This window comes from Gehongia tenuis, assembly GCF_014384795.1.
Lineage (GTDB): Bacteria > Bacillota > Clostridia > Christensenellales > NSJ-53 > Gehongia > Gehongia tenuis.
Map to the genome: position 1 here is coordinate 1 of NZ_JACRSR010000007.1, position 18,293 is coordinate 18,293.

Genomic DNA, 18,293 nt, shown 5'->3' on the forward strand with positions numbered 1-18,293 from the left:
TGAGCCAGGATCAAACTCTTCTGTTTAAATCCTTCTCATTCTTTGGCTATCTTCCAATAGCCCGGAATTGACTTCGTCTTTTTCCTTGTCTTCCCTACACTATGTTGTTTTCAAGGTCCCATGACCCCCTTTCCAAAGCATAAATGCTCCGAAAGGGTGCCTAATTATATTACCAATTTCACTGCCTTTTGTCAAGGGGTTTGTCCCATGAGTTGAGGTCAAGTTGGGCATTGATAAACCCGTATCACGCCCGCCGTATTTCACAGCAAGCGAGTTTTATACTACCACAATCCCTTCAAAGAATCAAGTACTTTTTGCTTCGTTTTTCTCGAAAAAAATCAAAAGGCCGTGGTCTGGCACCACGGCCTTTAAAAACACTTATCGGGCCTACACCGCGAGGACGAAATCATCCAAGGTAATATAGTCTGTGATATCTCCCCCAATTCTTTGCACTTGCAGCATATTGGCAGTCGGGGAACCCTTGTAGTTTGCGAATGTACCTAAAAAATGCCCTGACAGAGCGTTCATGCTTCGTCAGGGCGTGGATTAAGGGACAAGCTATGCTTTCTTTCGTGTCAAAATAATTCCAACGATAGCTCCAACCAGGATAATTGGAGCTATTCTGACAAATAGCCACTCAAATGCATGAAGGCCAACTCCAACAACTGCGGTTTCAGGGTCGGCATAATTCCAACCCAAATAAAGACTGTTCAATGCAATTAAGACCGCAAAAGCCATTACTATAATCGCACACAATGAAATGAAAAACCAGTGAAGTCTTTTTTGCCTCGCTGCTTTCCGTTGTGCGAGTTGTAAGTTTATGACCTCAAGCTTTTCGGAAATCACTTTTAGATCATCAATCTTCGACTCAGCAATCCTTTCTCCAAGCAAAGTGCTTACGGGTGTTTCCAGCACTTCCGATATGGAAATCAACATATCAGAATCAGGGACTGATAATCCTTGCTCCCATTTAGAGATCGTTTGTCGCACCACATTCAGTTTGATGGCAAGTTCTTCTTGCGAAAGCCCTTTTGACTTTCTGATAGCTCTAATATTTTCGTTTAGCATTATGGTAACCTCCTTTCTGTCGATCGTTACCATGACTGTATGTGGAACTGCCCGTTGCTACAAGCAACGCAAATTAACATTCAAGCCTAAGTCGCGGTTTGCAGCTGAAAAAGATAAAAAGAAAGGCGATGTCCATCGATTCAGACACCGCCCTATACTCCAAAATATGGGGTTCTTCGGCTCTGTACATTTACAGGCATCAAATGATGCTGTAATTTTTAAGCCGCTTTTCAAAAATGAAGTGCATCCCGTTTTTCAGGGCAAAACGGTACATCCTAATAAAGTTTTGCACCCGCTGGGATATGGTCATCTACCATCAAAAGATGGAGCTTTTCCGCGCCCTCCTCATTATGCACTGCACTGATCAGCATACCGCAGGAGTCAATTCCCATCATTGGTCTCGGCGGCAGATTGGTGATAGCGATGCAAGTCCTGCCAACCAGCTCCTCCGGCTCATAATACTCATGAATACCACTTAAAATCGTCCGCTTTTCGTCTGTTCCATCGTCTAAGACGAATTTCAAAAGCTTCTTGGACTTCGGTACGGCCTCACATTCAAGGACCTTCACCGCACGAAAATCGGACTTACTGAAAGTCTCAAAATCTACGAAATCCTGAAACAAAGGCTCAATCTCCACTTTGGAAAAATCAATCTTCTCAGGCTCAGCTTTCACATTAACAGCCTCAGCTGCCTTAGAACTCTCATCATTTTTCACATTTACACCATTCAAGGTCTTCATCGTCGGGAAAAGCAGCACATCCCGAATGGAATAGGAATTGGTAAAAAGCATAACCATCCGGTCAATGCCGATACCCATACCGCCCGTAGGCGGCATGCCATATTCCAGAGCCGTCACAAAATCTTCGTCAATCTGGGCTTCCCCTTCACCCGCCATCTTCTTCTCCGCCTGTTCCACAAAACGGGCCCGCTGGTCGATGGGATCGTTGAGTTCACTGAAAGCGTTACCCATTTCCTTGCCGCAGATGAACAGTTCAAAACGCCGGGTAGTGGCTGGATCGTCGCTGTACTTCTTGGCAAGAGGCGAAATTTCAATGGGATAATCGGTTATGAAGGTGGGCTGAATGAGCTTGTCCTCACAATATTCATCAAAGAAAACAGGCAGCATTTGTCCTTTGCTCATACCCGCTTCCACTTCAAGTTCCCGCTTTTGGCCTTCTGCCAAAATTTCCTCCGCAGACATGGCATCGAAATCAAAGCCCGAATAATGCTTAACCGCTTCCTTCATGGTCATCCGCTTCCAGGGCGCCTTAAGTTCAATGGTTCTGCCCTGGTAGGTGATCTCCGTGGTACCATAAAGCTCCTTCGCGATGGTCTCATAAAGACCCTCCACCAGCTCCATCATGCCATACATATCGGTGTAGGCCTCATAAAACTCCATGGTGGTGAATTCCGGATTGTGAAAGGGATCCATTCCTTCGTTTCGGAAGATGCGGCCAATTTCATAGACCTTCTCAAAACCGCCCACAATGAGACGCTTCAATCCAAGCTCCGTCTCAATGCGAAGGTACATATCCACATCCAGCGTATTGTGGTGGGTAATGAAGGGCTTGGCAGCCGAGCCCGTAGCCAGCGTATGGAGTATGGGAGTTTCCACCTCCAAGTAGCCGCGGTTATCCATATAATTTCGAATCAGCTTCATGATCCTGGAGCGGATCACAAAGGTTTCCCGAACCTCGGGATTGACGATGAGATCCACATAGCGCTGACGATAACGCAGGTCCGGGTCCTTCAGGCCATGAAACTTCTCTGGCAGCGGCAGAAGGGACTTGGACAAAAGCTCCACCTTTGTGGCCTTGACCGAAATCTCGCCCTTGTTGGTTTTAAAAACCTCGCCCTCCACACCAACGATATCACCGATATCAAGCATCTTCTTGAAAAATGTGTAGGCCTCCGCACCAAGGACGTCCACCCTTACATAGATTTGAATCTGGCCCGATCCATCCAGCACATGGCCAAAGGAAGCCTTGCCCATGATTCTTCGGGACATCAGCCTTCCGGCGATGCAAACCGTCTTACCTTCCAGCGCTTCGAAGTTTTCCACAATTTCCTTGGCGCTGTGCGTCTTATCATAGCGGGTCTTCTGATAGGGGTCCATGCCCGAAGCCCGCAAATCCGCTAACTTCTGTCTCCGGACCCGTAAAATCTCACTTAATTCCTCCTGCGTAATCCCGTTCTCTTCCATAATACACCCCGTATCTTATTTATTTCCGGATCTCCAGAATCTTCATTTGAAGAGTGCCGGCCGGCACCTCAACATCCACCGTTTCGCCAGCTTTATGGCCCAAAAGTCCTGCCCCCACCGGTGATTCGTTGGAAATCTTGTTCTGCAGCGGATCAGCTTCCGCGGAACCCACGATGGTATACTCGCACTCCTCGTTGAATTCCATATCCAGCACCCGAACCGTGGTGCCGATGCCCACCATGTCCAGATTGATATCCTCGTCGTCGATCACCTGCGCTGTTCTAAGCATGTTCTCCAGCGTGGCGATTTCGCCTTCCATGAAAGCCTGCTCATTTTTCGCTTCATCGTATTCGGCGTTCTCGCTCAGATCACCGAAGGCAATGGCCTGTTTGATACGGGCGGCCACTTCCCGCCGCTTGACAGTTTTCAAGTACTCCAGTTTCTCTTCCATTTTAGCCACGCCTTCCGGCGTAAGCACCGTTTTTTTAGCAGACGGCGACTGTTGAATACTCATTTTAATATTTCCCCCTTTAATAACAAACAAGCACCGCAAATCGTGGGTTGCAGTGCCCGTCCCTTGAACATTGCCATCATTATAAGGTACCCGGACCCCAATGTCAAGATACCTTCTTGGCATAATATAGCGAACGAAAGGAAATCATCTTGCCCCGATCATAGCAACCTGCCAGGCGGAAACCTGCTTTTGCGATGGCCTCACCGTCGGTCAGGCGGAATCCCTCCAAAAATTTATATTGTTGCGCAACAGAAAATCGGTTCCAATCAGGCCAGCTTGGGTGTGCGTATACGCCGCCCGACAGGATCATGGCCCGGCCCGGCGCTCTGGCATACGCTCCGGTGAGGTCCAATAGCCAGCTGTTCATCGGAAACTGCCCCGCTTCAGCATCATAGCCTTCCGCGGCCAAGAATCCCGTTGCCCAGCCCCGCATCTGAAAAGTATCCCTGGTTCGAAGCTGTGCCGCAAGGCCGGTCTTTTCCAACAGTTCCTGGGCGAGCTTTTGAAGGGGCGTACTCTTTTCACCCACCAGAACCATTTCGTTCGCCCGTCCTGCCAGCCGCTTGGCCCAGGCCTGGCCCAGCGGCCGGTCCGCGCCAAGCACCACCACCGGGATCCGATGCAGTTCCCCCTCCAGCAGCATCATGACCTGTTCCGTAGCAGGATCAATGCTGGCGCGCCGTGCCGCCTCGCCGTCCGGAAAAAACATTCCCCGCCGGGACAGGAAACCCCGTTCTTCCTCGGTAAAGAGGGGCGCCGCCTCCACCACCGTGCGCATCCGTTCCCGGCTCAGCGTTCGTCCCAGTTCCATGAGTTTCTTTTGCCGAAACTTTTCTCCCTTTGTCCAGCTCCAGGCCATGGCGTCATAGCGGCACAGGGTCATCTCCTCCAGCTCCATCCGGCCAAGTTCTCCCGGCTCCAGCCGCGGAAGCAAAAACCTTTTCATTAATTGAGGGCAGCGCGACAATTTGGGATAGCGAACCAGCGTATTCTCAGCCGATGTGGGTACAAGATAAGCCACCGATATCATGAAGCTTCCCTCCCGTCACCTGGAATATATGGAAAGCCCGAATAGGTTATGCCTCCAAAATACGATCCAGGATGCATTCCATCTGCTGAACCGTAACCGCTTCATGAACATCCCGCCGCAGGGCCGCCACATGATTTACGCCTTTCAGGTACCAGCAAAGATGCTTGCGCATTTCCCGCACCGCGATCCGTTCTCCTTTCATGCCGACCAGTCGCCTCAGATGTTCCCGAGCCGCGCCCGCCCGCTCCTCCAGCGTGGGCGGTGCCATCGGCGTCCCGGTTTTCCAAAGATGGACCGCTTCCCGAAAGATAAACGGATTTCCCATGGCTCCCCTTGCGATCATCACTCCGTCGCATCCCGTCTCCTTCAGCATGGCCGTTCCATCCTCCGCGGAAAAAACGTCGCCATTTCCAATCACCGGAATATGAAGGGCCGCCTTTACCCGGCCAATGAACGGCCAATCGGCCCTGCCGCTGTACTGCTGCTCCCGAGTCCTGCCATGAACAGTCACCGCGGCAGCACCCGCTTGCTCCATGGCCTTTGCAAATTCCACGCCGTTGACGTTGGCGTCATCCCAGCCCTTCCTGAATTTAACCGTCACCACCGGCGCCGCCTTGGCCGCTGCCTCCACGATTTCAGCCGCCAGCCTCACGTCCTTCATCAGCGCCGAGCCCTCGCCGTTTTTAACAATCTTGGGCGCCGGGCAGCCCATATTGATATCCACCCAATCAAAGCCCATATCCCGCACTTCCCGAACGCCACGGGCCACAATTTCAGGATCACTGCCAAAAAGCTGCGCGGCCCTCGGTCTTTCCGAGGGGTCGGTTTTAAGAAGGTTCAGCGTAGCTTCACTCCCGTAGAGCATCCCCTTGGCGCTCACCATTTCCGTCACAGTCAGCGCAGTGCCCATCCTCTTGCACAGCGTGCGGAAGGGAATATCCGTCACGCCGGCCAGCGGAGCCAAAATAAAGGGATTGTCCAATTCAATATCTTTCACTCTCATGGCAAAAAAAGCCGGCCTTTCGGCCGGCACTCCGTTTCTATCCGTTTTAGGGTTTCTGAGGAATGTAGCTTCCGGACTCATCCTCCGGCAGCAGTTCGATGAGTTCCAGCTTATCCAGCTTCCATTTGCCGTCCACCCGAAGCAGCGTCACCTTGTAGCGTCCGCCCTCCCAGGTCGGCGGAGAAATCTTCTCTCCCGCATCGATCTGCTCCTGGGTCATGGCATCCTTGTTCATCTCGCCCCGCACCGTCGCCCGCTCGGAGATCGTCGCCTCCGCGCTGTCACTCCACGGCCAGGCCCAGAGATGCTCCACATTGACTTCGTAGTCAAAATCGCTGATCTTAAAATTCTTGTAGAGGCCGCTGTTGAGCAGGGAATCCTGTTCAATAAATTCGGTCGTAAAGAATTTGGGCAGCTCCGTGCTGTCCTCCTGCTGCAAGACCACCTCGGCCCGCTTTTTCATACCATCGGTGGTGAGCACGTAGCTATTGGTGATATCCATGGCCACCGAAAAGGCCATCACGATCACAGCGATGACCAACCCAATGATAAATAGATTCTTGACGACGAACCACAGGACTCTGGAAACGTACTTCAAGGAAATATCCTCCGTTCAAGGCTTTGAGACCCATATACGTGAGCTATTATACCACAGAGAAAATGGGTTTGTAAAATTTTAAATCTTACCGCTGCCGGACAAATCATTTAAAATCCATTCCGCAGCCTCCAGGGCGGTTGGAATGCTCTTAAAACCTGCCACATTCTTCCGTATTAGAATTCCCCGAATGCCCGCCCTTTCCGCTCCCCGCACATCGGCCCTCGGATTATCCCCCACCATGTAGAAGGGACCCGCTTTCGCCCTATTCATGGCCTCCCGATAGATCTCCGGCCGGGGCTTTTCATAGCCCACATCGTATGAGTTGACCACAAAATCCAAATAAGCCATGAGACCCAAATCCTCCAGGATGACCTCGAGGCCCGGCGAAAAATTGGACACCACCGCCGTATGAACTCCCTTTTCTCTAAGTTTCTTCAAAGCGGCCAGGGAGTCGGGAAAGAGTTTAAAGCGGCCGGGCCGGTTGTAGGCTTCAGGAATGTCCTCCGCCCAAAGACGGCTTTCCGCTTCGCCAAAGCCATTCACTCGATAGGCCCGTTCAAAATAGGGCGCATGATGATTCCACCAGGCCTTGGGCGTATCAAGTTCCGGATGACCCTTCTCCCAGGTCTGCCAGACAAAGCCCTCCTGAAGATAGGGGCTGAAATGTTCCTTGGTGAAGCCGTGGCCGGGCAGCCGTACATCCAGCACCTCCGCCATGGAGGTGCCAAAGCTTCGATGCTCCACGAGCGTGCCGTCAAAATCCCAAAATACGTACGCCATTGAACCCTCCTAAGAAAAACGTCTGGAGGAATTTCCTCCAGACGTTTGCATTTAGCCAGCGACGGATGTTTCCAGCGGCTGCAGATTTTTGATATGCTTGCGATAGAGACTGGCGTAGAGGAAGATCCCCGCCACCAGCGAAACCACCTCCGCAATGGGGAAGGCATACCACACATAGCCAAGACCCAGCTTGGACAGTCCATAGGCCACCGGCAGAATCACAACCAGCTGACGCAGCGCGGACAGGAACAGGCTCTTGCCGCCCTGACCCACTGCCTGGAATACGGTGGAGAACATGATGCCCACCGCCGCGGGAATAAAGCAGGTGCTGATAATCTGAAGGGCGGGAATGCCAATTTCCAGCATGTAATCGGATGCGCTGAAGATCTTCAGCAGCAGTTCCGGGAAGATCAGGAAAATGAGATTGCCCACCAGCATGATGCACCCGCCGATGATGCAGCCATACTTGAATGCCTCGGTCATACGCTTCTTGTTCTTGGCGCCATAGTTGTAACCCACGATGGGCAAAACGCCATGGGTTAGGCCGAACACCGGCATGAACACGAAGGACTGAAGCTTGTAATACACGCCCAGTACGGATACCGCCGTGCTGGAAAAGCCCGCCAGGATCGCGTTGAGCGCCGCCGTCAATACGGAGGTGATGGACTGCATAATGATGGAAGGCAGACCCACCGCGTAGATCTGTTTGGCCGTTTTGAAGCTGAATTTGAAGCCTTTAAAGCTGATCCTGACAGCGTGGTCCTTCCTGAAGATCACATACACACTAAGCAGCATAGCAAGAATCTGGCCCGCCACCGTGGCGATAGCCGCGCCCGCAACGCCCATTGCCGGCATCCCCAGATAACCAAAGATCAAAATGGGGTCCAGGACGATGTTGGTTACGGCACCCACCAGGATGAAAATCATGGGATAGATCATGTTGCCCGTCGCCTGCAGGATTTTCTCAATGGCAATCTGCACCAGCATGCCAAAGGAGAAGATGGTCACGATATACCCGTACTGACAACCCATTTCCACAATGACCGGATTGTCGCTGAAGGCGCTGAAAAAAGTGCGGGTAAAAAAGATACCGAATAAAGCAAAGAGAACCCAGCTGAATAACGCTAATACTATGCCATGGGTAGCTGCAGTATCGGCCGCGTCTTGATTTTTCTCCCCAAGCCGCCGCGATATCAGGGAGTTAACACCTACACCTGTTCCCACGGCAACAGCCATAAGAACGGTCTGAACTGGAAATGCCAGCGAAACCGCCGTAAGGGCGTCCTCACTGACTTGGGCTACAAACATGCTGTCTACGATGTTATACAAGGACTGCACCAGCATAGAAAACATGGACGGCAGTGACATGGATATCAATAGTTTCAGCATTGGGGCGGTGCCCATTTTGTTCTCTTTTGCTTTTTCCATTCAACCACTCCTTTTTCTTTCGATTACGTCAGTATAACCTACTTAACCAAAATGATCAACTCTTTTTTCATTTACTTTTTCATTCTGGCAAGGTACAGGTTCACTCCGCGGCAAAGCGCCTCATCCCGAATAGGGTCTTCCAGCTTGTCCGCCGGGACAGGCGGCGCGGGATGTTCACATAGCCGCAGATTTTTCTCCATCCAAAGGACATCGTGCCACTGACCGTTCTTGAAGCCAGCCCTTTGAAAGATACCCACACTGGAAAAACCAAGCGAACGGTGAAAGCGTTCGCTCTGCTCATTGGGCAGTCCAAGGCAGGCATAAGCATTGCAGTATCCCTGCTCCCTCAGCAGGAACAGCAGCGCTTCATAGAGGGCCCGGCCCACGCCCCCTCGTTGCATGTCCAAATTCACGTAGATGGAGGTCTCCGCATCCCATTGGTAGGCCTGACGGGTATGAAAACTGGAGGCATAGGCATATCCCTCCACCCTTCCATCCATTTCAAAGACCAGGTAAGGATATCTCTCCATCGTATGGGCGATTCGCTCTTCAAATTCCTGCACGGAGGGTACGCTGCATTCAAATGTCACAGGCGTATGCAGTACGTAGGGCGCGTAAATTTCCCGTATGCGCGCCGCGTCTTCCGGCTTGACCCATCGAATTCGTGCCGTCATTCCTCATCCCTCCAATGCCTTTATTATAGCATTCCGGGCTGTGAAGGGCTACCGGCTTTCGAAATAAGCTTTGTTGTGCAGTGCCGCTGGGTCATGGGGCTTGACAGCCAGCGCCTTTTCGTTGTATACATTGGCTTTAGCCCGCTCTCCCAGCCGGTCCCACAGAACGCACAGCTGCATATAGGGAATATAATCATAACAGTCCGGCATGCGGAATCCGTCCGCCTCCGGATCAAAGTGCATACCCGCCGCCAGCTCATACCAGAAAGCGGCCATGGCATAGGCCTGCTTATCCATAAAGTGTTCACCGATATCGCAGCAGATCTCCGCCCGGGGAACATCCAGCTTGAAACTGTCAAAAAGAATGGCGAGCGCCTTTTCCGGCTCTTCCAGAACCCGCCATGCCCGCGCCAGAAGCTGGCATGCCTCAATGCGGTTCTCCATCCATCCCCCGTCCGCCTCATAAAAACTTTTCAGAACCCGAATGGCATCCTCATACCGTCCATGATAAAATAGCTCCCGCCCATAATAATAGCGATGCCTCAAATCCATGGGAACACCCTGGCTCATCATTTGTTCGAAAATATGCAGATTCCGATCAGGATCCTTGACGGAAAGCTTGCGGTGGCTGACGGAAACGTCGCTTTTGATCGTTCGTCCGGAAAGGGGGATAATTTCATGCACTCTTCCCACCCACCGGTAATTGCGGCTCCTTTTCACCAGCCGCTCCCGAAAATTGGTGAAGTTTGCTCTGCCCTCTTCGTCAAAGCCGAGATCATACCGGGCCAGCACCATATCCACTTTCGGATCCAGCGTTTTTTTGAGTTCCAGCCAGCTTTTGGGGTCCTCGATCACATCGTCGGCGTCCAGCCAAAGGATGTATTCCTGAGTCGCTTTGGAAAAGGCAAAATTCCGTGCGGCGGCAAAGTCGTCCACCCAGCAAAAATCGTAAACATGATCGGTGTAATGCCAGGCGATGTCCTTGGTGGCATCCGTTGAGCCGGTGTCCACCACCACGATCTCATCGGCGATTCCCCGAACACTGTTAAGACATCTAGCCAGCACCTCCTCCTCGTCCCGGACAATCATGCACAAACTGATGGTGATCATTCCATCCCCTCCTTCAATCGCTTCTCCTAGCAATATATGAACCAGGGGATGGGATAGGTTCAAAAAAAGGACCCGTACCAATCAAGGTACGGGTCCTCCGTGGTATCTAATTATACGCCGTAATACTGGAAGATGGCCTTCACAACACCATCCGCGGCCTTGTGCTGGTATGCTTCGTTCACCAGCTTGCTGCGGTCGCTGGGGTTGCTGAGGTATCCAACCTCCACCAGTGCCGAGGGCAGATTCTGCTCTCTGAGCACGCACAGGGAGGTGCCATTGTTGATGTAGCGCCGGTTCGTTCCCATGGTGGAACTGACCTGATCCAGCAACAGGTTGGCCAGCCGGATGCGAGCGCTGTCATTGTAGGCCGAGAAGTAGCTGCTGGCATACTCCGTACCGCTGCTGACGTAGTAAATCTCCGTGCCGCTGGCTGTGGTTCCTCCATTGGCCATGGCATTGGAATGGATGGAGACAAACATGTAATTGCTCTCCAGTTCCCGCTGCCACTCAAAAGTCTTAGCAAGATCGGGAAGGATCGCCTTGGTATACCCGCCATAGATCTGGCTGTCCGTCCGCTGGCCGCTGAGATGGGCGGTGTATTCGCCGATGATGCGGTTCATGTCGGCAATTTCCTCGGTCAGCTTGGTGATCTCATCATCCAGCTTCGTCAGCTCCTCTTTCTTGGGCGTGAGCTGGACCATGATCTCCGCCAGTGCACCGGAGGGGTTCTTCGCAACCTCCAGCGTGAAGGGCGCGGTCACCGTATCCTTCATAGCCTTTACCTTGGCCTCAAATTCCGTCAATAGAGCGTTGTCCACCCTGCTGTCGGCCTTAGCCGCGTCCAGCACAGCCTCAGCGTACAGCGCCTTGTAGGCCGCCGTATCCTTCAGCGCATTGGGCAGGCCATAAAGTGCCATGGCCTCATCGGCCTTCTCCTTGAGCGCAGTCACCAAAGCGCTGTCGCTGGTTCCAGCCAGGCGTGCCAGCTGAATCCCGCTGGAGCGGTAGGCGACAGGATTAGCCTCCGGAGTCCCGAGAGGTGACGCTGTGGCCGAAGGACTGGGAGAAGGCGAAGCATCGCTGCCATTATCCCCCGAAGGAGAGGTTGAAGGGGAAGCCGAAGGACTGGCATTATCGGACGGGCTGTTCGACGGAGATGATGAAGGGGAGTTTCCGTTATCAGGGGAAACCGGTGATGCCGAAGGCGATGATGGCGTTACCGCGCCATTCAGCACCTCAAAAAGTCCGTCCATCTCACCCACCGCCCCATCGATGGCCCTTTGATAGTCGGCATTGCCGGCAACCGCTTGGTTCAGCACCCGAACCGCCGTGGCCGAATCGGTGAGCTGGTCGGCTTTCGCCTGCAGCGCTTCCACTTCCTCCGCCAAAGGCGTCTTCTGGGTGTTCAGCGCTGCAAGTTTCTCATTGCGGCCCGGAAGCAGCGCCTGCAGGCTCGCCCGGTTCACAATGGACATACGGGGATAAAGATCCACCGTACTGTCCCCTTCACGGATCATGATGACCGTAGCGCCGCTGCGCTCAAGGGCCGCCTTTACCTTGGCCGTGATATCCCGGTTCACGTTCTTTTCATAGACGCCGCCATAAACGGCACCGGAGGAGGAACCGCCATGACCGGCATCCAGGAAGATCACCTTGCCTGCAAGACGGCTGCTGCTTCCAATGGTGGACGAACCGGTTTCAGGTAGCTCCGGATCGGAGCCACCGCCGGTGGAATTGGGCGTGTAATTCACATAATCCGCCGACACATAACCCACACCGCCGTTGAAGATAATCTTATACCAGCCGCTCAGCACCTGGGTCACCGTGATAGCGGTGTTCTTGTTCAAAGAACCAATCTTGCTGTAACCGGTGCCTGCGCCGCTGCGCACGTTCAGCACCACAGCCGTCACAACACCGGTGCCAATGCCCTCACCCGGATTGGGATTCTCCGGCGTGGTGGAGCCGCCACCGTTGGGGCTGTAGCTCAGATAATCACCACTCACATAACCAATGCTGCCATTGTAATCAATCTTGTACCAGCCGTTGGCGCCATCATACACCGACACCTTGGCGCCCTTGCGCAGGGTGCCCATCACGCGATAACCAGTGGAAGGCCCGCTGCGGACGTTAAGCGCCGAAGCCGTCACCGTACCCGTTCCAATAATATCGGGAGTCGTGGGCGTAGGCGGCGTGGTGGAACCGCCGCCGCTGGCGCTGTAGCTCAAGTAGTCGCCGCTCACATAGCCTACACCGCCGTTGTAAGCGATTTTGTACCATCCACCCATTTGCTCATAAACAGAAACCGCGGCACCCTTACGAAGCGTACCCATGACACCGTAACCGGTGGAAGGTCCGCTGCGGACATTGAGCGCTGAGGCCGTCACCGTACCCGTTCCAATGACCGTACCGGGATCGGTGGGCGTGGAGGGCGTGGACGAGCCGCCGCTTATGGTGAGATACTCGCCGCTCACATAGCCCGTAAGACTGCCATAGGAAATCTTATACCAACCGCCGGACTGCTCCAACACGCTCACGGTAGTGTTGCGGGTAAGAGAGCCGATCTTGCTGTAACCGGTGGAAGGTCCGCTGCGGACGTTGAGCACCGAAGCTTTCACCACGCCGGTGCTTCCGCTCGGGGCGGATGAAGAACCCGAGCCCACGGAGGTCACATAGTCCATATGAATGTAACCGGTCCGTCCGTTGTAGCTGATCGCGCCCCAGGAACCGCTGATGCTGCTGACAGCAACCTCACGGCCTCTGGTCAAGGTCCCGATCACCGACGTTCCGGTGGAAGGTCCGCTGCGGACATTGAGCGCCGAAGCCGTCACACGGTAGGTGCCCCCTTCCGCCTTTGCGGTCGTGGCCGACAGCGGCGCAAAAAGCGTGAACACCATTGCCACCACCAATGCCACGGCTAAACTTCTCTTTTTCAAACCCATGTTGTGCCTCCTCGTAATAGAAACGAAATCTTTTGTAACGCAATTTTAAAAACTATACTAACTATACTGCAAGATGTCTCTATGCGTCAAGATCATAAACCATCTTTTCTGCGCCATAATTTTCCGGCTCATAATGGTTGGACGTTCCTATTTCGCTTAAAGTTTCCTGAAAAATAATCTATTTCAATAGTTCACGAATCGTTAAATAGGTGATATTCGGCACATTCTCAAAGGTATGGCGCATATCCACCCGTTCGGTAAGCATGTGACCGTCCTTCCCGAATGAACCAATATTTACCACCGGCACATTGATGCGCAAAATCTTATCAATATCGTAATGATATTGGGTACCCCAGGAGGGCATGTTCTCCTCCAGCGCCTTCAGTTCCTTTCGATCATCACATACGGCCATAAAACTGGAATCGGAGATATAGGGATAAAACATTCTCGTTTTGATCTTTCGGCCCGTGCATCGGCTCACCTCGGCCACCGCCTTCTCCACCGCTGAAAGAAGCGCCGCCTCCTTGGGCGTCTCCCCCGTCATTTCGATGCGGGCGGAATAAATGGATCCAAAATAGAGAATCACCACGGGCGAGCGGTCCTCGGACCACTGGAAGGCCTCCTCAATCACACGGTTGCTGAATTCCCGAAGATCCATTTCCGGCTGCTCCCTGTGCAGCTCTACAGCGAATTCATGGATCGCCGAGGTAAAGGCCTCGCCATGGCGTTCAGCCAGCTGCCCATAAAATTCCCCATAGGTGAGAACCCTGGGCTTCCAGGGCAGCGGTTCAAATTCCGCACCGATCAGCTTACAGTAGTCGGCATACCGAACATTCAAAAAGCGCACCGTCTCTTCAAAGGCCTCCTCCGCCACTCGGCGGCTTTTATCCATAACCCCTGCCGGAGACAGGCCATGGGTGAAATAATTGAAGTAAGCATAGGCGCTCAAATTGGTCTGCACCGTGTAGCAGGGCTTGGTATCCGTCTGTTTCAGGGATATGGGCGGCACCGTGACTTCGCCGCGGGCCACGTCGCACAAATCGGTGTTGAGCGTCATTCTGCGGGTGATTTCCGCAATGAGCAGATTGGGGTCAAAGGCGCTGAAAGCTTGACCCACGTGGGCTTCCTTGCCAAAAACATAGAAGGTAGGCAAAAGTTTCCCAATGCTTCCATAGTAGATGTACCGGTTTTCATCCCCCGGGCTGTGGTGGGTGGAGTAGTCGGCGTTGATGCAGGCCACATAATCGAAGCCTTCCCGATCCTTGAGCTCGGCGAATTCATCCAGCGCCGTAATCATCCCCTTGGAATTATCCTCCTCGTCGCATTCGGCAAGGGCCAGCAGGTTGCCGTTGAGCTCCTCGGGATGTTCGGAAAAATATTTGATGAGCGCCATGTGCCCCGCCACTCCAGACTTCATATCAAGAGCCCCGCGGCCAAACATATACTCGCCGGATCGGATATCCTCCGCCACTTCCTCCGGCACTCCCAATTCCAGCAGTTTCCCAGGAAGCTCGTCCGGATCATGGGCATAGTCCTTGATGGGGCCAAAGTCATCGGTTCCCACCGTGTCCAGATGCCCGATCAGAATCACGGTGCGGCGGCTGCCGCCCGTGCCTTTCACGTAGGCGTAGGTACAGTGGCGTTCCACAAAGTCATCCTTGGTTTGAAAGATCTTGACCTGCTCCCTATGTTCCTTGAAATAGGGAAGAGTGCAGTAATAGTCGTAAATATACTGGGCGGCCGCGCTTTCCTCACCCGGCATTTTGTTGATGCTTGGAATTTTGACGAGAGCCCGTGTCAAGGCCTTGACCTCGTCGTAGGAATCGATCCTCATACCTCTCTCTCCCTTTCCAATAAGACCTCAATGTCCCTATCATAATATAGAACGGTTAAGGAGGCTACCAAAAAAACCTATGAATTCGTAAATTTTTTGCAGTGACCCGCCGATCCGGCCGCTCCCCCATTGGCGGCGGCGAAAACCGTCTTGTTTTGATCCGTTTCCGCTAATTGTCACGGTCAAAATATTTGGACACAAAAAAACCTCTTTTGTCCTGCTAGACAAAAGAGGTTTCCCATGGCACCCCCGAGGGGATTCGAACCCCTGTTACCGCCGTGAGAGGGCGGCGTCCTAGGCCACTAGACCACGGAGGCACATTTCAAATGCAAGTGTTATTATACGGGAAGGTTTGCAGCTTGTCAAGGGGCAATCGACAACTTTTTTTCGTATAGCCGCGGCGAAAAAAATCCACACTAGGCTGGGAGGAATGCGCTATGGAACCGATCAAACCCATGGAACCCGTCATCACTGAGAAGGCCTTCGATGACGGCAATCATGTTTTTCAAATTAAATGGGACGGCGTTCGCGGGCTGACCCTGGTGGATGACGGGGTTCATATTTATAACCGTCATCTTCGGGACAAGACCCGCCAGTACCCGGATCTTATTCAAATGCTCGCCGGTCTCCCGAAAGGAACCCTTCTGGACGGCGAGATCGTAGCCCTGGATGACAGCGGCCGCCCCTCTTTTCCCCAGGTGATGGCCCGGGACGCTTTGAGTTCGGGACCCAAGATTCAGCAGGCCGTCAGGCGAAATCCCGTCATGTATATGGTTTTTGATGTCCTCTACTGGAAGGGCGAAAACGTGATGGCTCTGCCCTGGAACCAGCGGGACGAGATTCTTCAGGGCATCTTGGAGCCCTTCGCCGGTTCTCCCGTGCAGAAGGTGGACAGTTTCATCGGTGAAGGTGTATCCCTCTTTCAGGCGGTGTGCAAAAATAATCTGGAGGGGATCGTGGCCAAGCGGATGGACAGCCCCTATCTGTCCGGTCAAAAAAGCGAGCTGTGGCGCAAAATTAAATGCTGGCGCACCCTCACGGCGCCGGTTCTGGGTTACCTGGAGAATGAGGGGCGGCTTCGCTCCCTTATTCTGGGACTTCAGGAGGACGATCGGTGGAACTATATTGGCAATGCCTATTCGGGTCTTGACCAAAAGTCTGCCCAAGCGCTGCACCTCTATCTATGCAATCTTTCCCCCCTGCCTTCCCCCTTTTCCGTATCCCCTCCGTTGGATAAGCCCCATTACGTCGCCTCCCAGCTTCTTGCCGAGGTGCGCTATGCCGAATGGAGCCGGGAGGGACGGCTGCGTCATCCCACCATTTTGAGAATTTTGGAGGATAATCATGTCCAAGCTTGATATTGCCGGGGAGAGCGTGAGCCTCACCCATCTTGATAAGATCATGTTCCCCGAGATCGGCCTTACCAAAGCCGACCTCATCGATTACTACATCCGCATGGCGCCCCATATCCTGCCCTATCTGAAGGACCGGCCCTACTCCATGCTCTGTTTCCCCCACGGCCAGAGTGACGAGGCCTTCTACCAGAAAAAGCGCCCCGAGGGTGCGCCGGATTATGTGGCCAGCATCTCCATCGCCCATAAGGAAAAGGTGGTGGATTGGAGTCTGGTGAACAATCTGCCCTCCCTGGTATACATGGCGAACCGCTACTGCATTGAGATGCACGCATGGTTCTCCAAGGTGGGGCACCTGAATGAGCCGGATGTGGCCATCTTTGATCTGGACCCGCCGGACAATGCCGGTTTCCCCATGGCCGTAAAGGCGGCCCTTCGCATTCATGAAATATTGACGGAGCTCAAGCTCGTTCATTTTGTCAAAACGTCCGGCGCTTCCGGTCTGCATGTGATGGTCCCCATCCGTCCCACTCCCTATGAGACGGTGCGGTCGTTCCTCAAGCTTGTCTGCAAGCTTCTGGAGCAGGAATCCCCTGAGCTTTTTACCACCCAGCGCCTCATCGAAAAACGCAAGGGCCGCATCTATTTAGACGCAGTGCAAAACGGCCGGGGCAAAACCCTGCCCAGCCCCTACAGTCTTCGAGCCACACCCACCGCCACCGTTTCCACACCGGTGACCTTCGAGGAGCTGCCGCAGATAGCTCCAAAGAATTTTACCGTGCAAAACATCGAAGGTCGCCTCAAAAAGGTGGGCGACCTTCTCGAACCCTTTTACGCCTGCAGTCAGGCTTTGCCCGAGCTGTAATTTCCATCGAAATATCGTCAGGAGCTCTTGCGCCGGCGGCGCGGCTTTTCTTCCTTCTTTTGCGTGGCCTCCACACTGGCCTTCAGCCGCTCCATGAGATCGATCACCTGGCCCGCGGGCTGGGGTTCTTCCGCTTCTACCACTTCCCTGCCCTCCACCTTGGCACGGATCAGCTTCAGGAGCTCCTCCCGGTACTCGTCATGATACTTCTCCGGCTCAAACTTCGCCGTCAAATTCTCCACCAGCTTCACCGCCATGTCCATCTCCTCCGGGCGCACCGACACCGTTTCGTCCAGCTTATCCACCCCAAGCTCACCAGCGGCTCGGATTTCATCGGGGTAGAACATGGTTTCCAACACCAGTGCGTCTCCCACGGTGCGCACCAGGCATAGATGCTCCTTTTGCCGAATAGCCACCTTGGCGACCGCCACCCGGCCCGTTTCTTCCATGGCGCTGCGCAGAATCATATAGGGCTTCTCGCCGCCCTTTTCCGGCCACAGGTAGTAGGTCTTATCGTAATAGATGGGATCCACCTCCTTCAGCTCCACGAAGTCCACGATGGCAATGGCACGGCTGGTCTTGATGCGGATTTTATCCAGATCCTCCTCGGTAATGAGCACAAACTGACCGGGCTCGTATTCGAAACCCTTGATGATATCGTCCTTGCCCACCTCCTCGTTGCATTTTGGGCAGAACTTCTTATATTGCAGGGGCGTATGACATTTTTTATGCAGATTTTTAAAGGAAATATCCTCGTGCTGCGTCGCCACGCCCATCTTTACCGGTACATTCAAAAGGCCAAAGCTGATTGCGCCTTTCCATACGGTTTGCATCCCTAAATCACCTCCAGCTTATTATGGCTGAAAAGCCCGGGATCTACGCAAATTTTTTTGT

15 protein-coding genes and 1 tRNA gene are annotated in these 18,293 nt (G+C 53.3%); 2 read left to right on the plus strand and 14 right to left on the minus strand.

The features are described from left to right. Positions 1–558 precede the first annotated feature (558 nt). The 13 genes from H8696_RS10825 to H8696_RS10885 form a co-directional block, all read right to left on the minus strand. Complete coding sequence (locus tag H8696_RS10825) at positions 559–1,068, minus strand: helix-turn-helix domain-containing protein (protein ID WP_249317452.1); 510 nt, start codon at positions 1,066–1,068, stop codon at positions 559–561. Positions 1,069–1,343: 275 nt separating this feature from the next. Then, entirely contained in the window at positions 1,344–3,272 is a 1,929-nt protein-coding gene (gene lysS / locus H8696_RS10830) for a lysine--tRNA ligase (RefSeq protein ID WP_249317453.1), read from the minus strand. Between the two features lie 19 nt (positions 3,273–3,291). Next, the gene (greA, locus tag H8696_RS10835; protein WP_249317454.1) at positions 3,292–3,786 is read right to left on the minus strand and encodes a transcription elongation factor GreA; all 495 of its coding nucleotides are present in this window, start codon (positions 3,784–3,786) and stop codon (positions 3,292–3,294) included. Between the two features lie 103 nt (positions 3,787–3,889). Continuing rightward, positions 3,890–4,816, minus strand: coding sequence for a hypothetical protein (locus tag H8696_RS10840; protein ID WP_249317455.1), 927 nt, complete (start codon positions 4,814–4,816; stop codon positions 3,890–3,892). 46 nt (positions 4,817–4,862) lie between these two features. Beyond that, positions 4,863–5,819: a tRNA dihydrouridine synthase DusB gene (gene dusB, locus H8696_RS10845; protein ID WP_249317456.1), complete on the minus strand. Its 957-nt coding sequence runs from the start codon at positions 5,817–5,819 to the stop codon at positions 4,863–4,865. Between the two features lie 46 nt (positions 5,820–5,865). Continuing rightward, positions 5,866–6,417: a hypothetical protein gene (locus H8696_RS10850; RefSeq protein WP_249317457.1), complete on the minus strand. Its 552-nt coding sequence runs from the start codon at positions 6,415–6,417 to the stop codon at positions 5,866–5,868. Positions 6,418–6,495: 78 nt separating this feature from the next. After that, the gene (locus H8696_RS10855) at positions 6,496–7,197 is read right to left on the minus strand and encodes an HAD family hydrolase (RefSeq protein ID WP_249317458.1); all 702 of its coding nucleotides are present in this window, start codon (positions 7,195–7,197) and stop codon (positions 6,496–6,498) included. A gap of 51 nt (positions 7,198–7,248) precedes the next feature. Beyond that, complete coding sequence (locus H8696_RS10860; protein ID WP_249317459.1) at positions 7,249–8,625, minus strand: MATE family efflux transporter; 1,377 nt, start codon at positions 8,623–8,625, stop codon at positions 7,249–7,251. Between the two features lie 71 nt (positions 8,626–8,696). Further along, complete coding sequence (locus tag H8696_RS10865) at positions 8,697–9,299, minus strand: GNAT family N-acetyltransferase (protein WP_249317460.1); 603 nt, start codon at positions 9,297–9,299, stop codon at positions 8,697–8,699. 48 nt (positions 9,300–9,347) lie between these two features. After that, on the minus strand, positions 9,348–10,409 hold the full coding sequence (locus H8696_RS10870; RefSeq protein WP_249317462.1) for a glycosyltransferase: 1,062 nt from the start codon (positions 10,407–10,409) through the stop codon (positions 9,348–9,350). Between the two features lie 110 nt (positions 10,410–10,519). Next, entirely contained in the window at positions 10,520–13,348 is a 2,829-nt protein-coding gene (locus tag H8696_RS10875) for an SH3 domain-containing protein (RefSeq protein WP_249317463.1), read from the minus strand. A 178-nt stretch (positions 13,349–13,526) separates the two neighbouring features. Further along, positions 13,527–15,182: a M20/M25/M40 family metallo-hydrolase gene (locus tag H8696_RS10880; protein WP_249317464.1), complete on the minus strand. Its 1,656-nt coding sequence runs from the start codon at positions 15,180–15,182 to the stop codon at positions 13,527–13,529. Positions 15,183–15,423: 241 nt separating this feature from the next. Continuing rightward, positions 15,424–15,499, minus strand: a tRNA-Glu gene (locus H8696_RS10885). Between the two features lie 120 nt (positions 15,500–15,619). Between H8696_RS10885 and H8696_RS10890 the strand changes: the two genes are divergently transcribed. Together H8696_RS10890 and ligD are read left to right on the plus strand one after the other, a co-directional pair. Then, positions 15,620–16,540, plus strand: coding sequence for an ATP-dependent DNA ligase (locus tag H8696_RS10890; RefSeq protein WP_249317465.1), 921 nt, complete (start codon positions 15,620–15,622; stop codon positions 16,538–16,540). Next, positions 16,527–17,399 carry a non-homologous end-joining DNA ligase gene (gene ligD / locus H8696_RS10895; RefSeq protein WP_249317466.1) on the plus strand — a complete coding sequence of 291 codons (873 nt, stop codon included), beginning with the start codon at positions 16,527–16,529 and terminating at the stop codon, positions 17,397–17,399. Before H8696_RS10890 ends, ligD begins: the two co-directional genes overlap by 14 nt. A gap of 17 nt (positions 17,400–17,416) precedes the next feature. Here the strand turns inward: ligD and ku are convergent, their stop codons facing one another. After that, complete coding sequence (gene ku, locus H8696_RS10900) at positions 17,417–18,232, minus strand: non-homologous end joining protein Ku (RefSeq protein WP_249317467.1); 816 nt, start codon at positions 18,230–18,232, stop codon at positions 17,417–17,419. Positions 18,233–18,293 lie beyond the last annotated feature (61 nt).